Raw genomic sequence first — 14,610 nt, 5'->3', positions numbered from 1 at the left:
TCTCCAGCCCGTGTCAGCGCGTGATGGCGGCTCGGAACGACTCGTCCTTGAGGAAGAGCGAGGTGTTGTCGGCGGCCAGGTGGGTCCATTTGAGGTTGAGGCCGCCGTCGACCAGCAGGGTCTGACCGGTGATGTACGTCGACAGGTCGGACAGCAGGAAGAGAATGACCCCCGCTTGTTCCTCGGGTCGGCCGCGCCGCCCCATCGCGATGGCGCGGCGGTCCCGCTCGGCGTCCTCGTCGACGTACGTCCCCGAGGCGGGGGTCTCGGTCACACCGGGCGCGATGGCGTTCACCCGGATGCCGTCCCCGGCCAGTTCGACGGCCATCGTGCGGGTCGCCGCCACCAGCGCCGCCTTGGCCGTGCCGTAACCGATGTGCAGGGGCGCCGAGTTCATGCCGCTGATGGAGGAGATCGAGACGATCGACCCCGGTCGGCCCTGCGACGTGAGCTCGGCGGCGACCGCCTGGCTCATGAAGAACATCGTCTCGAGATTCTGGGTGAACAGCGCGCGCCAGTCCGCCCGGGTCACCCGGGTCGAGGGCATCCAGGTCGAGGGTGCGGCGCCGCCGGCGACGTTCACGAGGCCGTGCAGGTCGCCGGCGGTCCGGCCGACCTCCTTCATCACGAGCGCGATGCCGTCGTCGGTGGCGGCGTCGGCCGCGACCGGCACGACCGCGAGGCCCTCCGCCGTCAGCGGCGCGACATGCTTCTCGAGGTTCTCCGGAGACCGGCTCACCGCGATGACGGTCGCCCCGGCGCGGGCGACCATGCGCGTCACCGAGGTGCCGATACCCCCGCCCGCCGCGCCGCTGACGACGACGACGCGTCCGTCGAGGCCCAGGAAGTCCTGTGTCATCGTGCGGTTCCTCCCGTCTCGCGCAGGGCGAGCACGCTGCCGTCGGCGTCGGCGGAGACATAGAGCGTGCCGTCCGGTCCGGCGGCGATGCCGGCGAAGGGGCCCTGGGGCCCGGAGAACGCCGGCAGTCCCCGCAGCGGCTTGGGGGTCACGCCGGGCGGGGCGCCCACCGGCAGGTCACGGGCGAGGGTGTGCCGGGCCTTGCTCTCGAGATCGACGCCGATCACCGCCTTGGCACCGGTGTCGACGATGTAGAGCCGTCCGCCGCGCACCAGGATCCCCTGGGGTTGCTCCAGGCCGTCCACCACCGTGTCCACGCCGACACCGGTGACCGCGACGATCCGTCCGGCGCCCGATTCGGAGACGAGGCAGCTGCCGTCGGGCCCGAACGCCACACCGAGCGGCTGGTTCAGACCGGAGGCGAGTTCCTCGACCTGGCCTGACCGGATGGACAGCACACGGCCGGTGCCGAACTCGGCGGTCACCACGGCCCCGTTCGGAGCGACCACCACGCCGTAGAGCTGGTCGAGGTCCTGGGCCAGGATCTCACTCTCCCTGTTCCCGGGCGAATAGCGCGCGACCTGGCCGCCCGAGGTGGTGACGATGAACTCGCCCCCACCGACGGCGGTCACCCCGCGGACGAAGCCCGGATAGCCGGGAGTGAAGAGCATCCCGAGCGTCTGCGGGTCACCGCCCGGGCGCAGGGCGTAGAAGAAGGTCCCGTCGGCCACGTAGAGGATGCCGTCGTCGCCCACGGTCAGGTCCAGCGGCCAGTTGAGCCCGCCGGGCAGCGTGGTGCGGGTCTCGCCGCCGCCCAGGATCTCCGTGATCTCGCCGGTGAAGTTCGAGACGAACAGCCGGTCGCCCACGAAGGTGCAGTTGTCGAGGCCGGGGTTCAGGGCGGCCAGTACCGTGCGCGCGCCGCTGCGCGGATCTATGCGCAGCACCTCGCCGGTCGCCACCTGGGTGGAGACGATGTAGCCCTCGGAGTCGAACTTCACGGAGTCGGGGACGCCGAGGTCCCCCACGACCCGTTCGGGCTCGCCGCCGTCCGGATGGATCCGCCAGATGTCGTTGGTGCCCATCACCGGGTAGTAGAGGAGGCCGTCGGGGCCGACTTCCATGGCGTTGGGCATCGCCACGTTCTCGAGCATCACGCGGGGTGCGCCGCCGTTCGGATCGAGCTCCAACAGGCGCCCGCCGATGCGGCATTCGCCGATGAACAGGCGGCCCTGGTGCACGGTGATGCCGTTCGCGCTGGGGAGGTCGTCGCGCAGGACGCGGGTACGGCCGTCGGCGCCGCGCACGCTGACCCGGCCGTCCATGACCTCGGTGGCGTAGAGGTCGCCCTGCGGGCCGAAGGCCACGTCGTCCGGTGCGATGATGTCGCCGCCCTTGGCGCTGATGGTCTCCAGGCGGCCCGTGCCGACGTCGATCGCGCTGATCTGACTGCCGGTCACCTGCGCCACGTAGACGCGACCGTCCGGACCGGTGCGCAGGCCATTGGCGCCGAACAGGCGGCTGGGTGGGGTGAGTCGTTCCAGACTCCAGCCCTCGGCGAGGCTTGGCGATGTGGCGCTGGTGTAGCGCGCTCCTGGCAGCAACATGGTGACGGACTCCCGGAGACCTCGTCGTTGAGGCGAATGAGCTTCTCCATAAGGAGAATCTCGCTCTCATTTCAATCTAGCGTTTGTTAGGGGCGCAGGCAATGCAAAGTCATCGGTACCGCCGGGCCAGCCGTCGGCGGTGGGCGGCCGGTGAGCCGAACAGCGACCGGTTGAGGGTGGCGCGCTTGAGGTGGACGTGGATTCCGCTCTCCCACGTGTAGCCCATGCCGCCGTGCAGTTGCATCGCCTTGCCGACGACGTCGACCGCGGCGGCGCAGACGTACGACTTCGCCGTCGAGGCCGCGACTCCCGCCTCGACGTGGTCCTCGGCGATCAGGCGCACGGCCTCGGACACCAGGTGCCGGGAGACCGAGAGCCGTACCAGCATGTCCGCGCAGGCGTGCTTCACGGCCTGGAAGGATCCGACCGGCCGCCCGAACTGCTCCCGGCCGCGGGTGTGTGCGACCGTCGCCTGCAGCATGGCCTCGGCGAGACCGAGGCTGTCGCAGGCCGTCGCGACGGCGGCCCGGTCGAGCAACCGGCCCACGGCGCGCCACGGTTCGCCGTCGAAGCGCAGTACGCATCCCGCGTCCGGGGCCACCGCCTCGGCACGCACCCGAGCGAACCGGCGGGTGGCGTCGAGGACCGGCTGCCCGGTCACCGTCAACCCCTCCGCCCCCGGGGCGAGGAGGACGACGACCGGTGTGCCGGCCGGGTCGAGCGCCAGGATCAGCGGCCGGTCGGCCTCGGCGGCGTCGGGCACGAAGCCCGCGTGACCGCTCAGCCGTGGTCCCGCCCGGGAGTCCTCGATCCGGAAGGGCACATCCCTGTCGTCGAAGGTGCCGGCGACCAGGCTGTCGTCGGTGGCGTCCACCAGGGCGGCGGTCAGGGCCTGCGTCCCGTTCGCCGTCCGGCGCAGCAACGCGTCCCGTTCGGCGGTGGGTTGGAGAGCGGTCAATGTCCCGGCGGCCAGCACGGTCGCTCCGAAGTACCCGGTACGGGCGGCCGCCCGGCCGAGCTCCTCCAGCACCACCGCCGTCTCCGCGAAGGTCACCCCCGCGCCGTCCAGCTCCTCGGGGACCTCCAGGCCGAGCCACCCGGCCTCGGCCAGCCGCCGCCGGGGCACCTCTTCCGACGCCTGCCTCTTCGCGAGCAACTCGCGTGCCACCGCGCGCAGTTCGTCGCGCACCTCGGTCTTCGGCGCGGCGGCCATCAGTTGCCCACCGGCTCTCGGGGCAGTCCGAGACCGCGCTCGCCGATGATGGTGCGCTGGATCTCGCTCGTCCCGCCCGGGATGGTCCACTCCCACGAGCCGATGAAGTCGAGCAGCCAGGCGCCGGACTCCCAGCCTCCGGAGGCCGGCTTCGCCAGCACCGTGTGCCCGGCCGGACCCGCGATCTCGACGCCGAAGTCCATGGTGCGCTGCAGCAGTTCGCTGTAGTAGAGCTTGACGATCGAGGCGTCGGCCGGGCCCACGGCGCCGACGGCGTGCCGCTCCACCAGGTCACGGCACAGCGCCCGCAGGCCGGTGATCTCGGTCTCCAGAGCCGCCAACCGGTCGGCCACCAGCGGGTCGTCGAGCGGCCGCCGTCCGTGCGGACCGGTCCTTGCGCATGCTTCCACCAGCCACCGGAACCCGGCGTTGCCCAGGCGCTCGGCCAGTTCCAGCATCGTCGTGCCGCGCTCGGCGCCCAGCGTCCGCTGCGCGACGCGCCACCCTTCGTTCACGCGCCCGACCAGGTTGGCCGCGGGTACGACGACGTCGTCGAGGAAGATCTCGCAGAAGTGGGCGCCACCGGTGGCCTGGCGGATCGGCCGTACGTCGATGCCCGGGCTGCGCATGTCCAGCAGGAAGTAGGAGATGCCGTGCCGTTTCGGCGCGTGCGGGTCGGTCCGCGCGAGCAGCAGGCACCAGTCGGCGTGCAGCGCACCGCTCGCCCACAGCTTCTGGCCGTTGACGAGGTAGCCCTCGCCCCGCTTGCGGGCCGTGGTGCGCAGGGCGGCGAGATCGGAACCGGCCTCGGGCTCGGAGAAGCCCTGGACCCAGATCTCACCGTCCAGGATCGCCGGCAGGTGGCGTCGGCGTTGCGCGTCGGTGCCCGCGACGAACAGCGTGGCGGCGGCGTGGTGGACAGCGACGAAGGCCAGGACCAGTCTGGGTGCGTCCCGCGCGGCCAACTCCTGGTAGAGCACGATCTGGTGGCTGACCGGCAGCCCGCCGCCCCACTCCCGCGGCCAGTGCGGGACGGCCAGACCGGCCACCCGGAGCCGCTGGAACCACTCCTTCTGGAACGCGACGAACTCCGTCTCCGGCACGCCGGTCTGGTTCCGCCGCCACTGGGCGGGCACATGTTCCCGGCACCACTCCCGCACGGCGATGCGAAACTCATCGAGGTCGTCGGGCCAGGTCAAGCGGTGTGCCATGGTCACCGCCCCGTCCGGAGCGCCGCGAGCAGCCGCCGGCCGTACGTCACCATGTCGGCCGTCCGTGTGGGTCGTCGGCGTCGTTGAACAGCCCGGTCAGGCCCCGCCGGTCCACCAGCCTGGCCAGCCGGTCGCGGGTGGCGGACAGGCCGAGCGGCAGTCGGCGTACCGGCTGGCTGTAGCGCGACAGCCAGGACAGGAACGCCTCGTCGCAGAACCCGGTGGCGCCCTGCAACTGGTGCGCGACGCGAAACACGGTCTGAGCCGCCTCCAGCGCCGCCAGTCGCAGTGCGAGCGCGTCCGCGAGCGCGTCCGCGGGACTGTCCCGCACGCTCCACAGCGCGTACTTGGCCAGCAACTCGACGCCGCCGCGCTCGACTTCGGCGTCGGTGAGCTGGAACTGGACCGCCTGGAAGGCCGACAGCGGCCGGCCGAACTGGGTGCGGACTACCACGTGTGCGCGGGTGAGGTCGACCGCCCGGTCGAGCATCCCGAGCAGCGTCCAGCACGGCAGGACCAGTCCGAGCACGGCGTCCGCCGCCCCGCCGCCGTCGATCCGTGTCAGGTCGAGGTCGGCGACGAAGGCCGAGTGGCGGGGCGGCGAGCTCTGCGGCAGGGTGCGGGCGTGGCTGCGCTCGCCCTCCAGAGTCACGGCCACCCAGCGCAGGTCGAGGTCGGCCACCGCACCGGCGGGAGCGTTGTCGCCGACGACGAGCAGCCCGTCGGCGTCGAGGTCGGCGGGCCGGGCGAGACGCTCGGCCACCGGGTAGGCCAGGGCCAGGTAGCCGGCGGCCCGGCAGACCGCGGCCGCCGCCTCCAACTCGTCGGCGCTGCCCCGTACGTCCAGCTCCCACGCACCGAGCTCGGCCAGGACGGGCGCCACGAGTTTCTCGCGACGGTCCGGTTCCTCCTCGGCCTGCTGTACGAGCCGGTCGCCACCGGCCGCCTCCAGGGCCCGCAGCACCTGGCGGCCGTACTCCGTCGCCTCCCTGCTCAGGTCGATGTTCACGCGCCCGCCAGCAGGGCCCGGGCCAGCAGGATGCGCTGCATCTCGATGCTTCCCGACGCGACGGTGGACGCCTGCGCGTACCGCCAGTGGTCCTGGACCGCGCGCCGGAAGCGGCGCCCGTCCGCATCGGTGAGCCGACCGTGCCCGACGATCTCCATGAGCACCTCGGCGCTGTCCTGGTCGAGTGTGGTCACCGCGATCCGATAGGCGGCGGTGTCGGCCGGAGCGACCCTTCCTTCGAGTGGGAGCGACAGCACGCGGTAGGCCAGCAGCCGGGCCCGCCGGCAGTGCACCAGCATCCCCGCCCATCGGCCCCGCAACTCCCCCGGCAGGGTGTCCCATTGGTCCCCGAGGGCGGACGGTGCGCACTGCAGGAGACGCTCGCAGCGCGCGTACCGGGCGATGCCCACCCGCTCGAACGCGAGTACCTCCCGTACGACCTTCCAGCCGTCGTCCACGGTCCCCAGGACGTCGGCCGGGCCGACCCGGACCTCGTCGAGGAACACCTCGTTGAGGTGGTGCGGTCCGATCATGGAGCGGATGGGCCGGACCTCGATGCCCGCCCGTTCCATCGGCACGAGGAAGATGGTCAGTCCATGCTGCTTCTTGGCCCCTCGCGAGGTGCGGGCGAGCAGGAAGCACCACTGGGCCATGGTGGCGTAGGAGGTCCAGATCTTCTGGCCGGAGACCTGCCAGCCGTCCCCGTCCGGGCGAGCCGCCGTACGCAGGGACGCCAGGTCGGATCCGGCGTCCGGCTCGCTGAAGCCCTGGCACCAGATCACCTCACCGCGTGCGATCGGAGGCAGGTGCCGGCGCCGCTGTTCGGGGGTGCCGTGCCGCATGATCGCGGGCCCCACCCAGTTGACGCCCATGTACTGCGCTCCCCGCGGCTCGTGGTGTGCCCACATCTCCTCGCGGACGACCGTCTGCTCCCAGACCGAGGCGCCCCGTCCGCCGAACTCCTCGGGCCAGGCCAGGCACAGCAGTCCCCGGTCGGCCAGCAGCCGGCAGAAGCGCTGGGCGACCTCCAGATCGGCCGGGTCCTCGGTGAACGCGCCCAAGAAGTCGGCCGGGACGTGCTCGCGCACCATGCCGCGCAGCTCTGCCCGCAGCGTGGTGGCGCCCTCCCCCATCCTGAAGTCCATGACGCCAACGTATTTCAATCCTTGCAATGATTGCTAGCCTTGCGAACGAACCAACCGTGGGCCTTCCGGCCGGTTGACGCCGACACATCACCGTGCAAGCATCATTCGCACCTATGGAGAATGTGATTCTCAATCACGAGATTGCGATATGCGTCAGTGTCTGAGGCGGCCGAGGTAAGGACGAGTTCTGCGATGTTTTCGGCACTCCTGATCGAGAAGGGCGAGACGGGTGAGACGGTCTCGCTCACGCGGCTGGACGAGGCGGATCTGCCCGACGGCGATGTCGGCATCGAGGTGGAGTATTCGACGCTGAACTACAAGGACGGCCTCGCCATCACGGGCGCCTCACCCGTGGTCCGCAGCTTCCCGATGGTGCCCGGCATCGATCTGGCGGGCGTCGTCACCGACAGCGCGCACAGGGACTGGCACAAGGGCGACCGCGTCGTACTCAACGGCTGGGGCGTCGGCGAGAACCACTGGGGCGGCCTCGCTCAGCGCGCCCGCCTCGACGGCGACTGGCTCGTGCCCCTGCCCCCCGCCTTCACCGCCCGGCAGGCGATGGCCATCGGCACGGCGGGCTACACGGCGAGCCTGTGCGTGGGCGCCCTGCTGGAGCACGGGGTGCGCCCGGAGCAGGGCGAGATCCTGGTGACGGGGGCGACGGGCGGCGTCGGCGGCGTCGCGATCGCGCTCCTGACCAAGGCCGGCTTCACGGTGGCCGCCGCGACCGGCAGGGCGTCGGAGGCCGAGTACCTCCAACAGCTCGGCGCCGTGACCGTGTTGGACCGCGCCGAATTCTCGGAGCCCGGCCGGCCGCTGCAGAAGGAGCGCTGGGCGGGTGTCGTCGACTCCGTCGGCAGCCACACCCTGGCCAACGCCTGTGCCCGGACGCGTTACGGCGGCACGGTCGCCGCCTGCGGCCTGGCCCAGGGCATGGACTTCCCCGCGTCGGTCGCCCCGTTCATTCTGCGCGGGGTGTCCCTGCTCGGGATCGACAGCGTGCGGGCACCGCGCACGGCACGGACGGCCGCCTGGGACCGGCTCGCGCGCGACCTGGACGTGGACGCGTTGGAGGCGATCGCCCAGGAGGTCGGTCTGAGCGACGCGATCGCCGCGGCGGGCCGGCTCATGGAGGGCGAGGTGCGCGGCCGCGTCGTCGTCGACGTCAATCGATAAGCCGAACAGTCATTGAGCCCTTCAGCCCTTCAGCCCTTCAGCCCTTCAGCCCTTCAGCCGGGAGCATCGGGAGCAGACGTGAGCAAGAAGTCCACGGAAGCAGAGATCACCGAACTCGACCTCTCCGACGTCGACCACCGCGTGGGCGAACCGGTCGGCGGCGGGCAGTTGTGGGACCCGTGCAGCACCTCGGACATCCGCCGCTGGGTGATGGCGATGGACTATCCCAATCCGCTGCACTGGGACGAGGAGTTCGCCCGCGACTCCAGGTTCGGCGGTCTCGTCGCACCGCAGTCCATCGCGGTCGGCCTGGACTACGGGCACGGCGCACAGCCCGCCTGCGTGGGATACATCCCCGGGAGCCACCTGATCTTCGGAGGCGAGGAATGGTGGTTCTACGGCTGCCCCGTACGGGCCGGGGACAAGCTCTTCCAGGAGCGCCGCTTCCACGACTACAAGGTGGTCGAGACGAAGTTCGCCGGACCCACGATGTTCTCGCGCGGCGACACCACCCACACCAACCAGCACGGCACGCTCGTGGCGCGCGAGCGCTCCACCGCGATCCGCTATCTCGCCCTCGAAGCGGAGAAGCGCGGCATGTACCAGGACCGGAGTCTGGTGGTGAAGCGCTGGAGCGACACCGAGCTGAACGAGATCGAGAAGCTGCGCCACGAGTGGCTCCTGTCGAACCGGCTGGGCGTGTCACCGCACTTCGAGGAGGTGCGCGTCGGCGACAAGCTGCCCCGGCGTGTGATCGGTCCGCACAGCATCGCCAGCTTCACCACCGAGTACCGCGCCTTCCTCTTCAACATCTGGGGCACGTTCCACTGGGTGGCGCCGCCCGGTGTCAAGGACCCCTGGATCAACCAGGATCCCGGCTGGGTGGACGGCTTCGGCTTCGACGAGGAAGGCGCCAGGATCGACCCGCGCAAGCGCGACGGGCTCTACGTCGGACCCTCGCGCGGGCACATCGACAGCGACAAGGCGAGCGAGATCGGCATGGGGCGCGCCTACGGCTACGGCGCCACGCTGGGCGCCTGGTGCACCGACTACCTCTCCTACTGGGCCGGCCACGACGGCATGGTGCGCCATTCCAAGGCGAACTTCCGCGGCCCCGCCTTCGAGGGTGACGTGACCTATTTCGACGCCGAGGTCGTCGGCAAGGAGACGGAGTCGACGTGGGGCGTGCCGCTCGTACAGGTGAGGCTGCGGCTCAGCGACCAGAACGGCGGCCTGCTGGTGGACTGCACGGCCGAGGTCGAGCTGCCGTACTAGCGCGACGAGAAGCCAGGGGGCGGTGAGCGATGGGCACGGAGACGAACACCGAATCCGTAACGACCCCTTCGATCGTGTCGGGGCCGCCGTTGAGCGCCGAACCGGGGCTCGGGCAGCTCACGTTGCCCGGTTTCCTGCGCGAGGTGACCGCGCTGTACGGCGCGCGCGAGGCGCTGGTGATGCGTACGGCGGAGGGCACCACCCGCTGGACCTACGGCGAGCTCTGGGAGCGCGCCATCGAGGTCGCGCGCGCCCTGCGGGCCTGCGGCGTGGGCAAGGACAGCCGTGTGGGCGTCCTGATGACAAACCGCGCCGAATGGATCGCGGCGGTGTTCGGCACCTCGCTGGCGGGCGGGGTGGCCGTCACGCTCAGCACGTTCTCGACACCGCCGGAGCTCGAGCACCTGCTCCAAGTGTCCAGCATTTCTGTGTTGTTGTTCGAGCGACGGGTGTTGAAGAAGGATCTCGCCGCCGTTCTCACCGAGTTGGAGCCGGAGATCGGCAAGGCGTCGCCCGGCACCCTGCGGTCGGTGAAGTTCCCGTTCCTGCGGCGGCTCGCCATGGTCGGGGACGCCCTGCCGAACGAGACGATAGACACCTGGGAAGCCTTCCTGGCGCGCGGACACGAGGAGTCACGTGAGCTGGTCGAGGCGACGGCCGCGGCGACGCGGCCGAGCGACGCGGCCGTGCTCTTCTTCTCCTCGGGCTCGACGAGCAGGCCGAAGGGGATCCTGAGCGCACACCGCGGTGTCGCCATCCAGCTGTGGCGTTTCCGGCGCATGTACGGATTCGCCCCGCAGGACGACATCCGCTGCTGGACGGCCAACGGCTTCTTCTGGTCGGGGAACTTCGCCATGGGCCTCGGTACGACCTTCGCCAGCGGCGGGTCCCTGGTGCTGCAGTCGACCTTCGCCGCCGCCGAGGCGCTCGAGCTGATGCAGGCGGAGCGGGTGAACTTCCCCCTCGCCTGGCCGCACCAGTGGGCCCAGCTCGAAAGCGCGCCCAACTGGAGCCGGGTGGACCTGAGCAGCGTACGGTTCGCGGATTTCAGGACCCCGATCGCCCAGCACCCCACGGTGTCGGGCCAGTGGCACGAACCGGGCAGCGCCTACGGCAACACGGAGACCTTCACGATCACGACGTGCTTCCCGGCCGACACCCCGCCGGAAGTGACCGCGGGCAGCAGTGGCGAACCGCTGCCGGGCGTGGCGGTCAAGATCATCGATCCCCTCACGGGCGCCGTCGTCGCACGCGGCGCGCGAGGCGAGATATGCGTCAAGAGCCCCACCCTGATGCTGAGTTACCTCGGCACACCGCTCGACGAGACGCTCGACGCCGAAGGCTTCTTCCCCACCGGCGACGGCGGACACCTCGACGAGAGCGGCCGGCTCTTCTGGGAGGGCAGGCTCACCGACATCATCAAGACGGGCGGCGCGAACGTCTCACCGCTGGAGGTGGACGAGGCACTCTCCGCCTGTCCCGGCGTCAAGGTGGCCCGCACCGTGGGCGTCGCGCACGAGACACTCGGCGAGGTCGTCACGGCCTGCGTCGTCCCCCGCGAGGGCGCGGGCCTCGAACCCGGGGAGATCCTCGCGTTCCTGCGGGAACGTCTGGCGAGCTACAAAGTGCCGCGCCATGTGCTCTTCTTCCGCGACGAGGAGATCACCCTCACGGGCAGCGCGAAGATCAAGTCGAGCGATCTCCGTGAACTGGCCGCCGGTCGGCTGCGCGGACAGCCGCCCACGCGACGGCCCGAGTAGCCGTACGCCACGGCCCTCTCCACGGCACCGCTCTCGTGCTCAGAAGCCGCGCCGCTGGATGGTGTGGGCAGCCCGCGCCAGCTCCTCCTGGAAATCGGGGTGCGCTACGGCGATCAGACGCCGGGTGCGCTCGGCCAGGGTCTGTCCCCTGAGCTCGGCCGCGCCGAACTCGGTGACGATCACATCCACGTCGCTACGGGCGGTGGTGACCGGTCCCGACAGGTCGGCGGTGATCCTGCTGACGGTGCCGCCCTTGGCGGTGGCGGGCAGCGCGATGATGGCGTGCCCTCCGGGCGAGCGGGCGCCGGCTCGGACGAAGTCCACCTGCCCGCCGGTGCCGCCGAGGTAGGCCGGGCCGCTCTGTTCGGCGTTCACCTGACCGGTCAGATCGACCTCCATCGCCGAGTTGATGGTGACCAGTCGGTCCAACCGGGCGAGCACGGCGGCATCGTGGGTGTACGAGGTGGCGCACATACGGATCCGCGGATTGCGGTGGGCGAACTCGTAGAGGCGCTTCGTGCCGATCAGGGCGCCGTTGACCGAGACCCCGCGGTCGATGCGTTTGCGCGCGTTGGTGACGACGCCCGCCTCCACCAGCTCGACCAGGCCGTCGCCCAGCATGCCGGAGTGCACTCCGAGGTCCTTGCGGTCGTGCAGCAGTCGAAGGAGGGCGTCCGGGACGGCGCCGACCCCGGTCTGGATGACCGAGCCGTCCTCGACGTAGGCGGCGGCGTGTCGCGCCATGGCCTCCTCCGTCGCGCCGATTCTCCCCGGTGGCACCTCCACCGGCAGCCGGGAGACATGTACGGCGACATCGATCTCCGTCGCGGGCAGCAGTTCCCCGTGGGTGAAGGGCACCTGCTCGTTCACTTCCGCCACGACGACGCGCGCCTTCGTGACCGCGGCCCGCACATGGTCGCTGATGAGGCCGAAGCTGTGGTCTCCGTTCGCGTCGGCGGGACTGACCTGCACGAAAGCGACGTCGCAGCCGATGGTTCCGGCCTCGATCATCGGGGCGACCTGGCTGACATGACAGGGGATCACGCTGAGCCTGTGTTCCTTGGTCAGGGAACGCAACGCGCCGATCGCCCCCATGCTGGCCAGGGAGAACCCGTTCACCGCCGCCGGGGTGAACCGTCCGGAGAAGCTGGTCGCTATGAAGGCCGAGAGACCTGCGATGCCGGGGCTCTGTTCGATCAACGCCTCGACCAGCGTGGTCGGTTCACCGCAGGCCTGGCCCATGACGATGCGGTCTCCGGGGCGCAGGAACTGACTCAGGTCCAGGTCACCGACGTCGGAAAGGACCTTCACGCCCGTCCCCCTGAAGCCAGCAGCGCCTGTGCGCGGGCGAGGTGGGGCCGGTCGAGCATGGCGCCCCGGTGGCCGATGGCGCCGACACCGGGACGGGCGGCGAAGAGATCGACGATCTCCTGGGCCGCGGCCAGTTCCTGTTCCGTGGGGGTGAAGGCCGCGTTGATCACATCGACCTGGGCGGGGTGAATCGCCAGCATGCCTCGGTAGCCGTCACGGCGCACCTTCTCGGCCCGCTTGCGCAGTCCCTCCACGTCACGGAGGTCGCCCTGGATGGTCTCGACGGGGGCCACACCGGCGGCGGCCGCTCCCAGGAGACACAGGCTCCTGGCCAACTCGTAGGTGAATCCGTAGCTTCCGTCGGGGTTGCGGTTCTCACTGGCGCCCACGGAATCGGCGAGGTCCTCCGCCCCCCAGGTCATGGCGACCATCCTCGGCGCGCCCTGGTAGGTGCCCGTGGTGAACATGCCCTCGGCCGTCTCGGTCACCAGGACGATCACCTTCGTCGAGCCCTGTGCCCTCCCGGCGGAGACCTCCAACGCGGAGAGATAGTGGTCCAGAAGCTCCACATCCGCACGGCCGCGCGCCTTGGGAAGCATGATGCCGCCGGGTCCCGCGGGGATCACCGCCGCCAGGTCCGCCAACGCGTGGGCGCCGTCCAGGGGATTGATCCGCACCCACAGCCGGCCCCTCTCCTCGGGCGACCGGTCCGCCAGGAAGGCGGAGATCATCGCTCGGGACTTGGGCTTTCCCTCCTCGGCCACCGCGTCCTCCAGATCGAGGAGCACGACGTCCGCCGGACCGGCGGCCGCCTTTTCCATCTTCCGTTCGCTGTCGCCGGGGGCGAACAGCCAGGAGCGTGCGCTGAAGGGTGGTGCGGTACCGGTCACTGCTTCTGCAACTCCCTCACTCAGGTGTCTGCCCGGCCGAGGTCGGCCATGATCTCCTCGGTGTGGGCGCCGAGCCTGGGGGCAGGACCGGCGACACGACCGGGAGTGCGTGAGAACCAGGCCGGCATGCCGGGAAAACGGACGGGGCCGTTCGGACTGTCCACCGTCTCGAAGAACCCCACTTCGTTCAGATGGGGATGGTCGAAGAGTTCGTCGAGGGTGCGGACCGGCGCGGCGGGAATGTCGAGGGACTTGAGCAGGTCCAGCCAGTCCTGCGTCGTACGCTCCAGGAAGGTCTCCCCCAGCAGGGCGTAGACGGTGTCGATCTGGCGCGCGCGTTGCTCAAGGGTGGCGAAGTGCTCCCCCGCCCACGTCGGCCGCACGGCATTCACGAAGGCCGACCACTGCTTGTCGTTGTAGACCAGCGCGGAGATGTGGCCGTCCTTGGTCCGGTAGGGCTTCCGGTTGGGCGCCACCGCGCGGGGGTAGGCCGCGGAGCCCAAAGCAGGGCTGAACATCGCGCCGTTGGCGTGCTCGACCAGCATGAACGCGGCCATGGTTTCGAACATGCCGACTTCCACCTCCTGGCCCTCACCGGTCCGCTCGCGATGGAACAGCGCCATCATGGTGGCGTACAGGGCGGTCATTCCGGCCACCTTGTCCGCCATGATGGTGCCGACATAGCCGACCTGACCGGTCAACTGCTGCTGTGCGAACGGCAGACCGCACTCCGCCTGAATCGTGTCGTCATAGGCGGTGAGATCCGCGTCGGGGCCGCGGCGGCCGTAGCCGTAACAGTTGGTGTAGATCACCGACGGATTGACGGCGGCCACTTCTGCGTAGCCGAATCCGAGTCCGGCGACCGCCTTCGCGCGCATCGAATGGATGAACACATCGGCATTCCCTATGAGTTCGCGCAACGCGTCCTTGCCGTCGCCGGAGCGCAGATCCAGCACCACGCTGCGCTTCCCGCGGTTCACATTGACGAAGACGCCCGCCATACCCGGTTCCGGCCCGACCGATATATAGCGGGTGTTGTCGCCGTCGGGGGGCTCGACCTTGATCACGTCCGCCCCCATGTCGGCCATGATCTGGGTGCAGTAGGGGCCCATGACCATCGCCGTCAGATCGATCACACGCACTCCCGACAGCGG

12 protein-coding genes are annotated in these 14,610 nt (G+C 70.4%); 3 read left to right on the top strand and 9 right to left on the bottom strand.

The window, feature by feature from the left end; genetic code table 11:
• Positions 1–13: 13 nt before the first annotated feature.
• The 6 genes from ACZ7M3_RS03315 to ACZ7M3_RS03290 form a co-directional block, all read right to left on the bottom strand.
• Positions 14–859 (bottom strand): SDR family NAD(P)-dependent oxidoreductase, encoded by an 846-nt coding sequence (locus ACZ7M3_RS03315; protein ID WP_472060295.1) that lies wholly within the window; start codon positions 857–859, stop codon positions 14–16.
• Positions 856–2,466 carry an SMP-30/gluconolactonase/LRE family protein gene (locus ACZ7M3_RS03310; protein WP_472060293.1) on the bottom strand — a complete coding sequence of 537 codons (1,611 nt, stop codon included), beginning with the start codon at positions 2,464–2,466 and terminating at the stop codon, positions 856–858. Before ACZ7M3_RS03310 ends, ACZ7M3_RS03315 begins: the two co-directional genes overlap by 4 nt.
• A 109-nt stretch (positions 2,467–2,575) precedes the next feature.
• The gene (locus tag ACZ7M3_RS03305) at positions 2,576–3,679 is read right to left on the bottom strand and encodes an acyl-CoA dehydrogenase family protein (RefSeq protein ID WP_472060291.1); all 1,104 of its coding nucleotides are present in this window, start codon (positions 3,677–3,679) and stop codon (positions 2,576–2,578) included.
• Positions 3,679–4,890, bottom strand: coding sequence for an acyl-CoA dehydrogenase family protein (locus tag ACZ7M3_RS03300; protein WP_472060289.1), 1,212 nt, complete (start codon positions 4,888–4,890; stop codon positions 3,679–3,681). The genes ACZ7M3_RS03305 and ACZ7M3_RS03300 overlap by 1 nt, the downstream gene beginning before the upstream one ends.
• Positions 4,891–4,936: 46 nt before the next feature.
• The gene (locus ACZ7M3_RS03295; protein WP_472060288.1) at positions 4,937–5,899 is read right to left on the bottom strand and encodes an acyl-CoA dehydrogenase family protein; all 963 of its coding nucleotides are present in this window, start codon (positions 5,897–5,899) and stop codon (positions 4,937–4,939) included.
• The gene (locus ACZ7M3_RS03290) at positions 5,896–7,044 is read right to left on the bottom strand and encodes an acyl-CoA dehydrogenase family protein (RefSeq protein ID WP_472060286.1); all 1,149 of its coding nucleotides are present in this window, start codon (positions 7,042–7,044) and stop codon (positions 5,896–5,898) included. The genes ACZ7M3_RS03295 and ACZ7M3_RS03290 overlap by 4 nt, the downstream gene beginning before the upstream one ends.
• A 192-nt stretch (positions 7,045–7,236) precedes the next feature.
• Between ACZ7M3_RS03290 and acuI the strand changes: the two genes are divergently transcribed.
• The 3 genes from acuI (at position 7,237) to ACZ7M3_RS03275 (ending at position 11,255) form a co-directional block, all read left to right on the top strand.
• On the top strand, positions 7,237–8,220 hold the full coding sequence (gene acuI / locus ACZ7M3_RS03285; RefSeq protein ID WP_472060284.1) for an acrylyl-CoA reductase (NADPH): 984 nt from the start codon (positions 7,237–7,239) through the stop codon (positions 8,218–8,220).
• Between the two features lie 78 nt (positions 8,221–8,298).
• Positions 8,299–9,495, top strand: coding sequence for an FAS1-like dehydratase domain-containing protein (locus tag ACZ7M3_RS03280; RefSeq protein WP_472060282.1), 1,197 nt, complete (start codon positions 8,299–8,301; stop codon positions 9,493–9,495).
• A gap of 89 nt (positions 9,496–9,584) precedes the next feature.
• Positions 9,585–11,255, top strand: a complete 1,671-nt coding sequence (locus ACZ7M3_RS03275; RefSeq protein ID WP_472060280.1) for a class I adenylate-forming enzyme family protein — start codon at positions 9,585–9,587, stop codon at positions 11,253–11,255.
• Positions 11,256–11,294: 39 nt separating this feature from the next.
• Here the strand turns inward: ACZ7M3_RS03275 and ACZ7M3_RS03270 are convergent, their stop codons facing one another.
• Genes ACZ7M3_RS03270 through ACZ7M3_RS03260 form a run of 3 tightly spaced genes read right to left on the bottom strand, consistent with a single transcriptional unit; the run spans position 11,295 to position 14,598 of the window.
• Entirely contained in the window at positions 11,295–12,566 is a 1,272-nt protein-coding gene (locus ACZ7M3_RS03270; protein ID WP_472060278.1) for an acetyl-CoA hydrolase/transferase family protein, read from the bottom strand.
• Positions 12,563–13,456, bottom strand: coding sequence for an HpcH/HpaI aldolase/citrate lyase family protein (locus tag ACZ7M3_RS03265; protein ID WP_472060276.1), 894 nt, complete (start codon positions 13,454–13,456; stop codon positions 12,563–12,565). Before ACZ7M3_RS03265 ends, ACZ7M3_RS03270 begins: the two co-directional genes overlap by 4 nt.
• A 20-nt stretch (positions 13,457–13,476) precedes the next feature.
• The gene (locus ACZ7M3_RS03260) at positions 13,477–14,598 is read right to left on the bottom strand and encodes a CaiB/BaiF CoA transferase family protein (RefSeq protein ID WP_472061015.1); all 1,122 of its coding nucleotides are present in this window, start codon (positions 14,596–14,598) and stop codon (positions 13,477–13,479) included.
• Positions 14,599–14,610 lie beyond the last annotated feature (12 nt).

The sequence above is a fragment of the Streptomyces sp. NPDC111656 genome (genome assembly GCF_055656965.1).
This window is presented reverse-complemented; position numbering and strand designations above follow the sequence as displayed.

What these genes read in the sequence shown, in the direction of transcription:
- ACZ7M3_RS03315 (WP_472060295.1), bottom strand. Translation starts at nt 859, where the DNA reads ATGACACAGGACTTCCTGGGCCTCGACGGACGCGTCGTCGTCGTCAGC.
- ACZ7M3_RS03310 (WP_472060293.1), bottom strand. Translation starts at nt 2,466, where the DNA reads ATGTTGCTGCCAGGAGCGCGCTACACCAGCGCCACATCGCCAAGCCTC.
- ACZ7M3_RS03305 (WP_472060291.1), bottom strand. Translation starts at nt 3,679, where the DNA reads ATGGCCGCCGCGCCGAAGACCGAGGTGCGCGACGAACTGCGCGCGGTG.
- ACZ7M3_RS03300 (WP_472060289.1), bottom strand. Translation starts at nt 4,890, where the DNA reads ATGGCACACCGCTTGACCTGGCCCGACGACCTCGATGAGTTTCGCATC.
- ACZ7M3_RS03290 (WP_472060286.1), bottom strand. Translation starts at nt 7,044, where the DNA reads ATGGACTTCAGGATGGGGGAGGGCGCCACCACGCTGCGGGCAGAGCTG.
- acuI (WP_472060284.1), top strand. Translation starts at nt 7,237, where the DNA reads ATGTTTTCGGCACTCCTGATCGAGAAGGGCGAGACGGGTGAGACGGTC.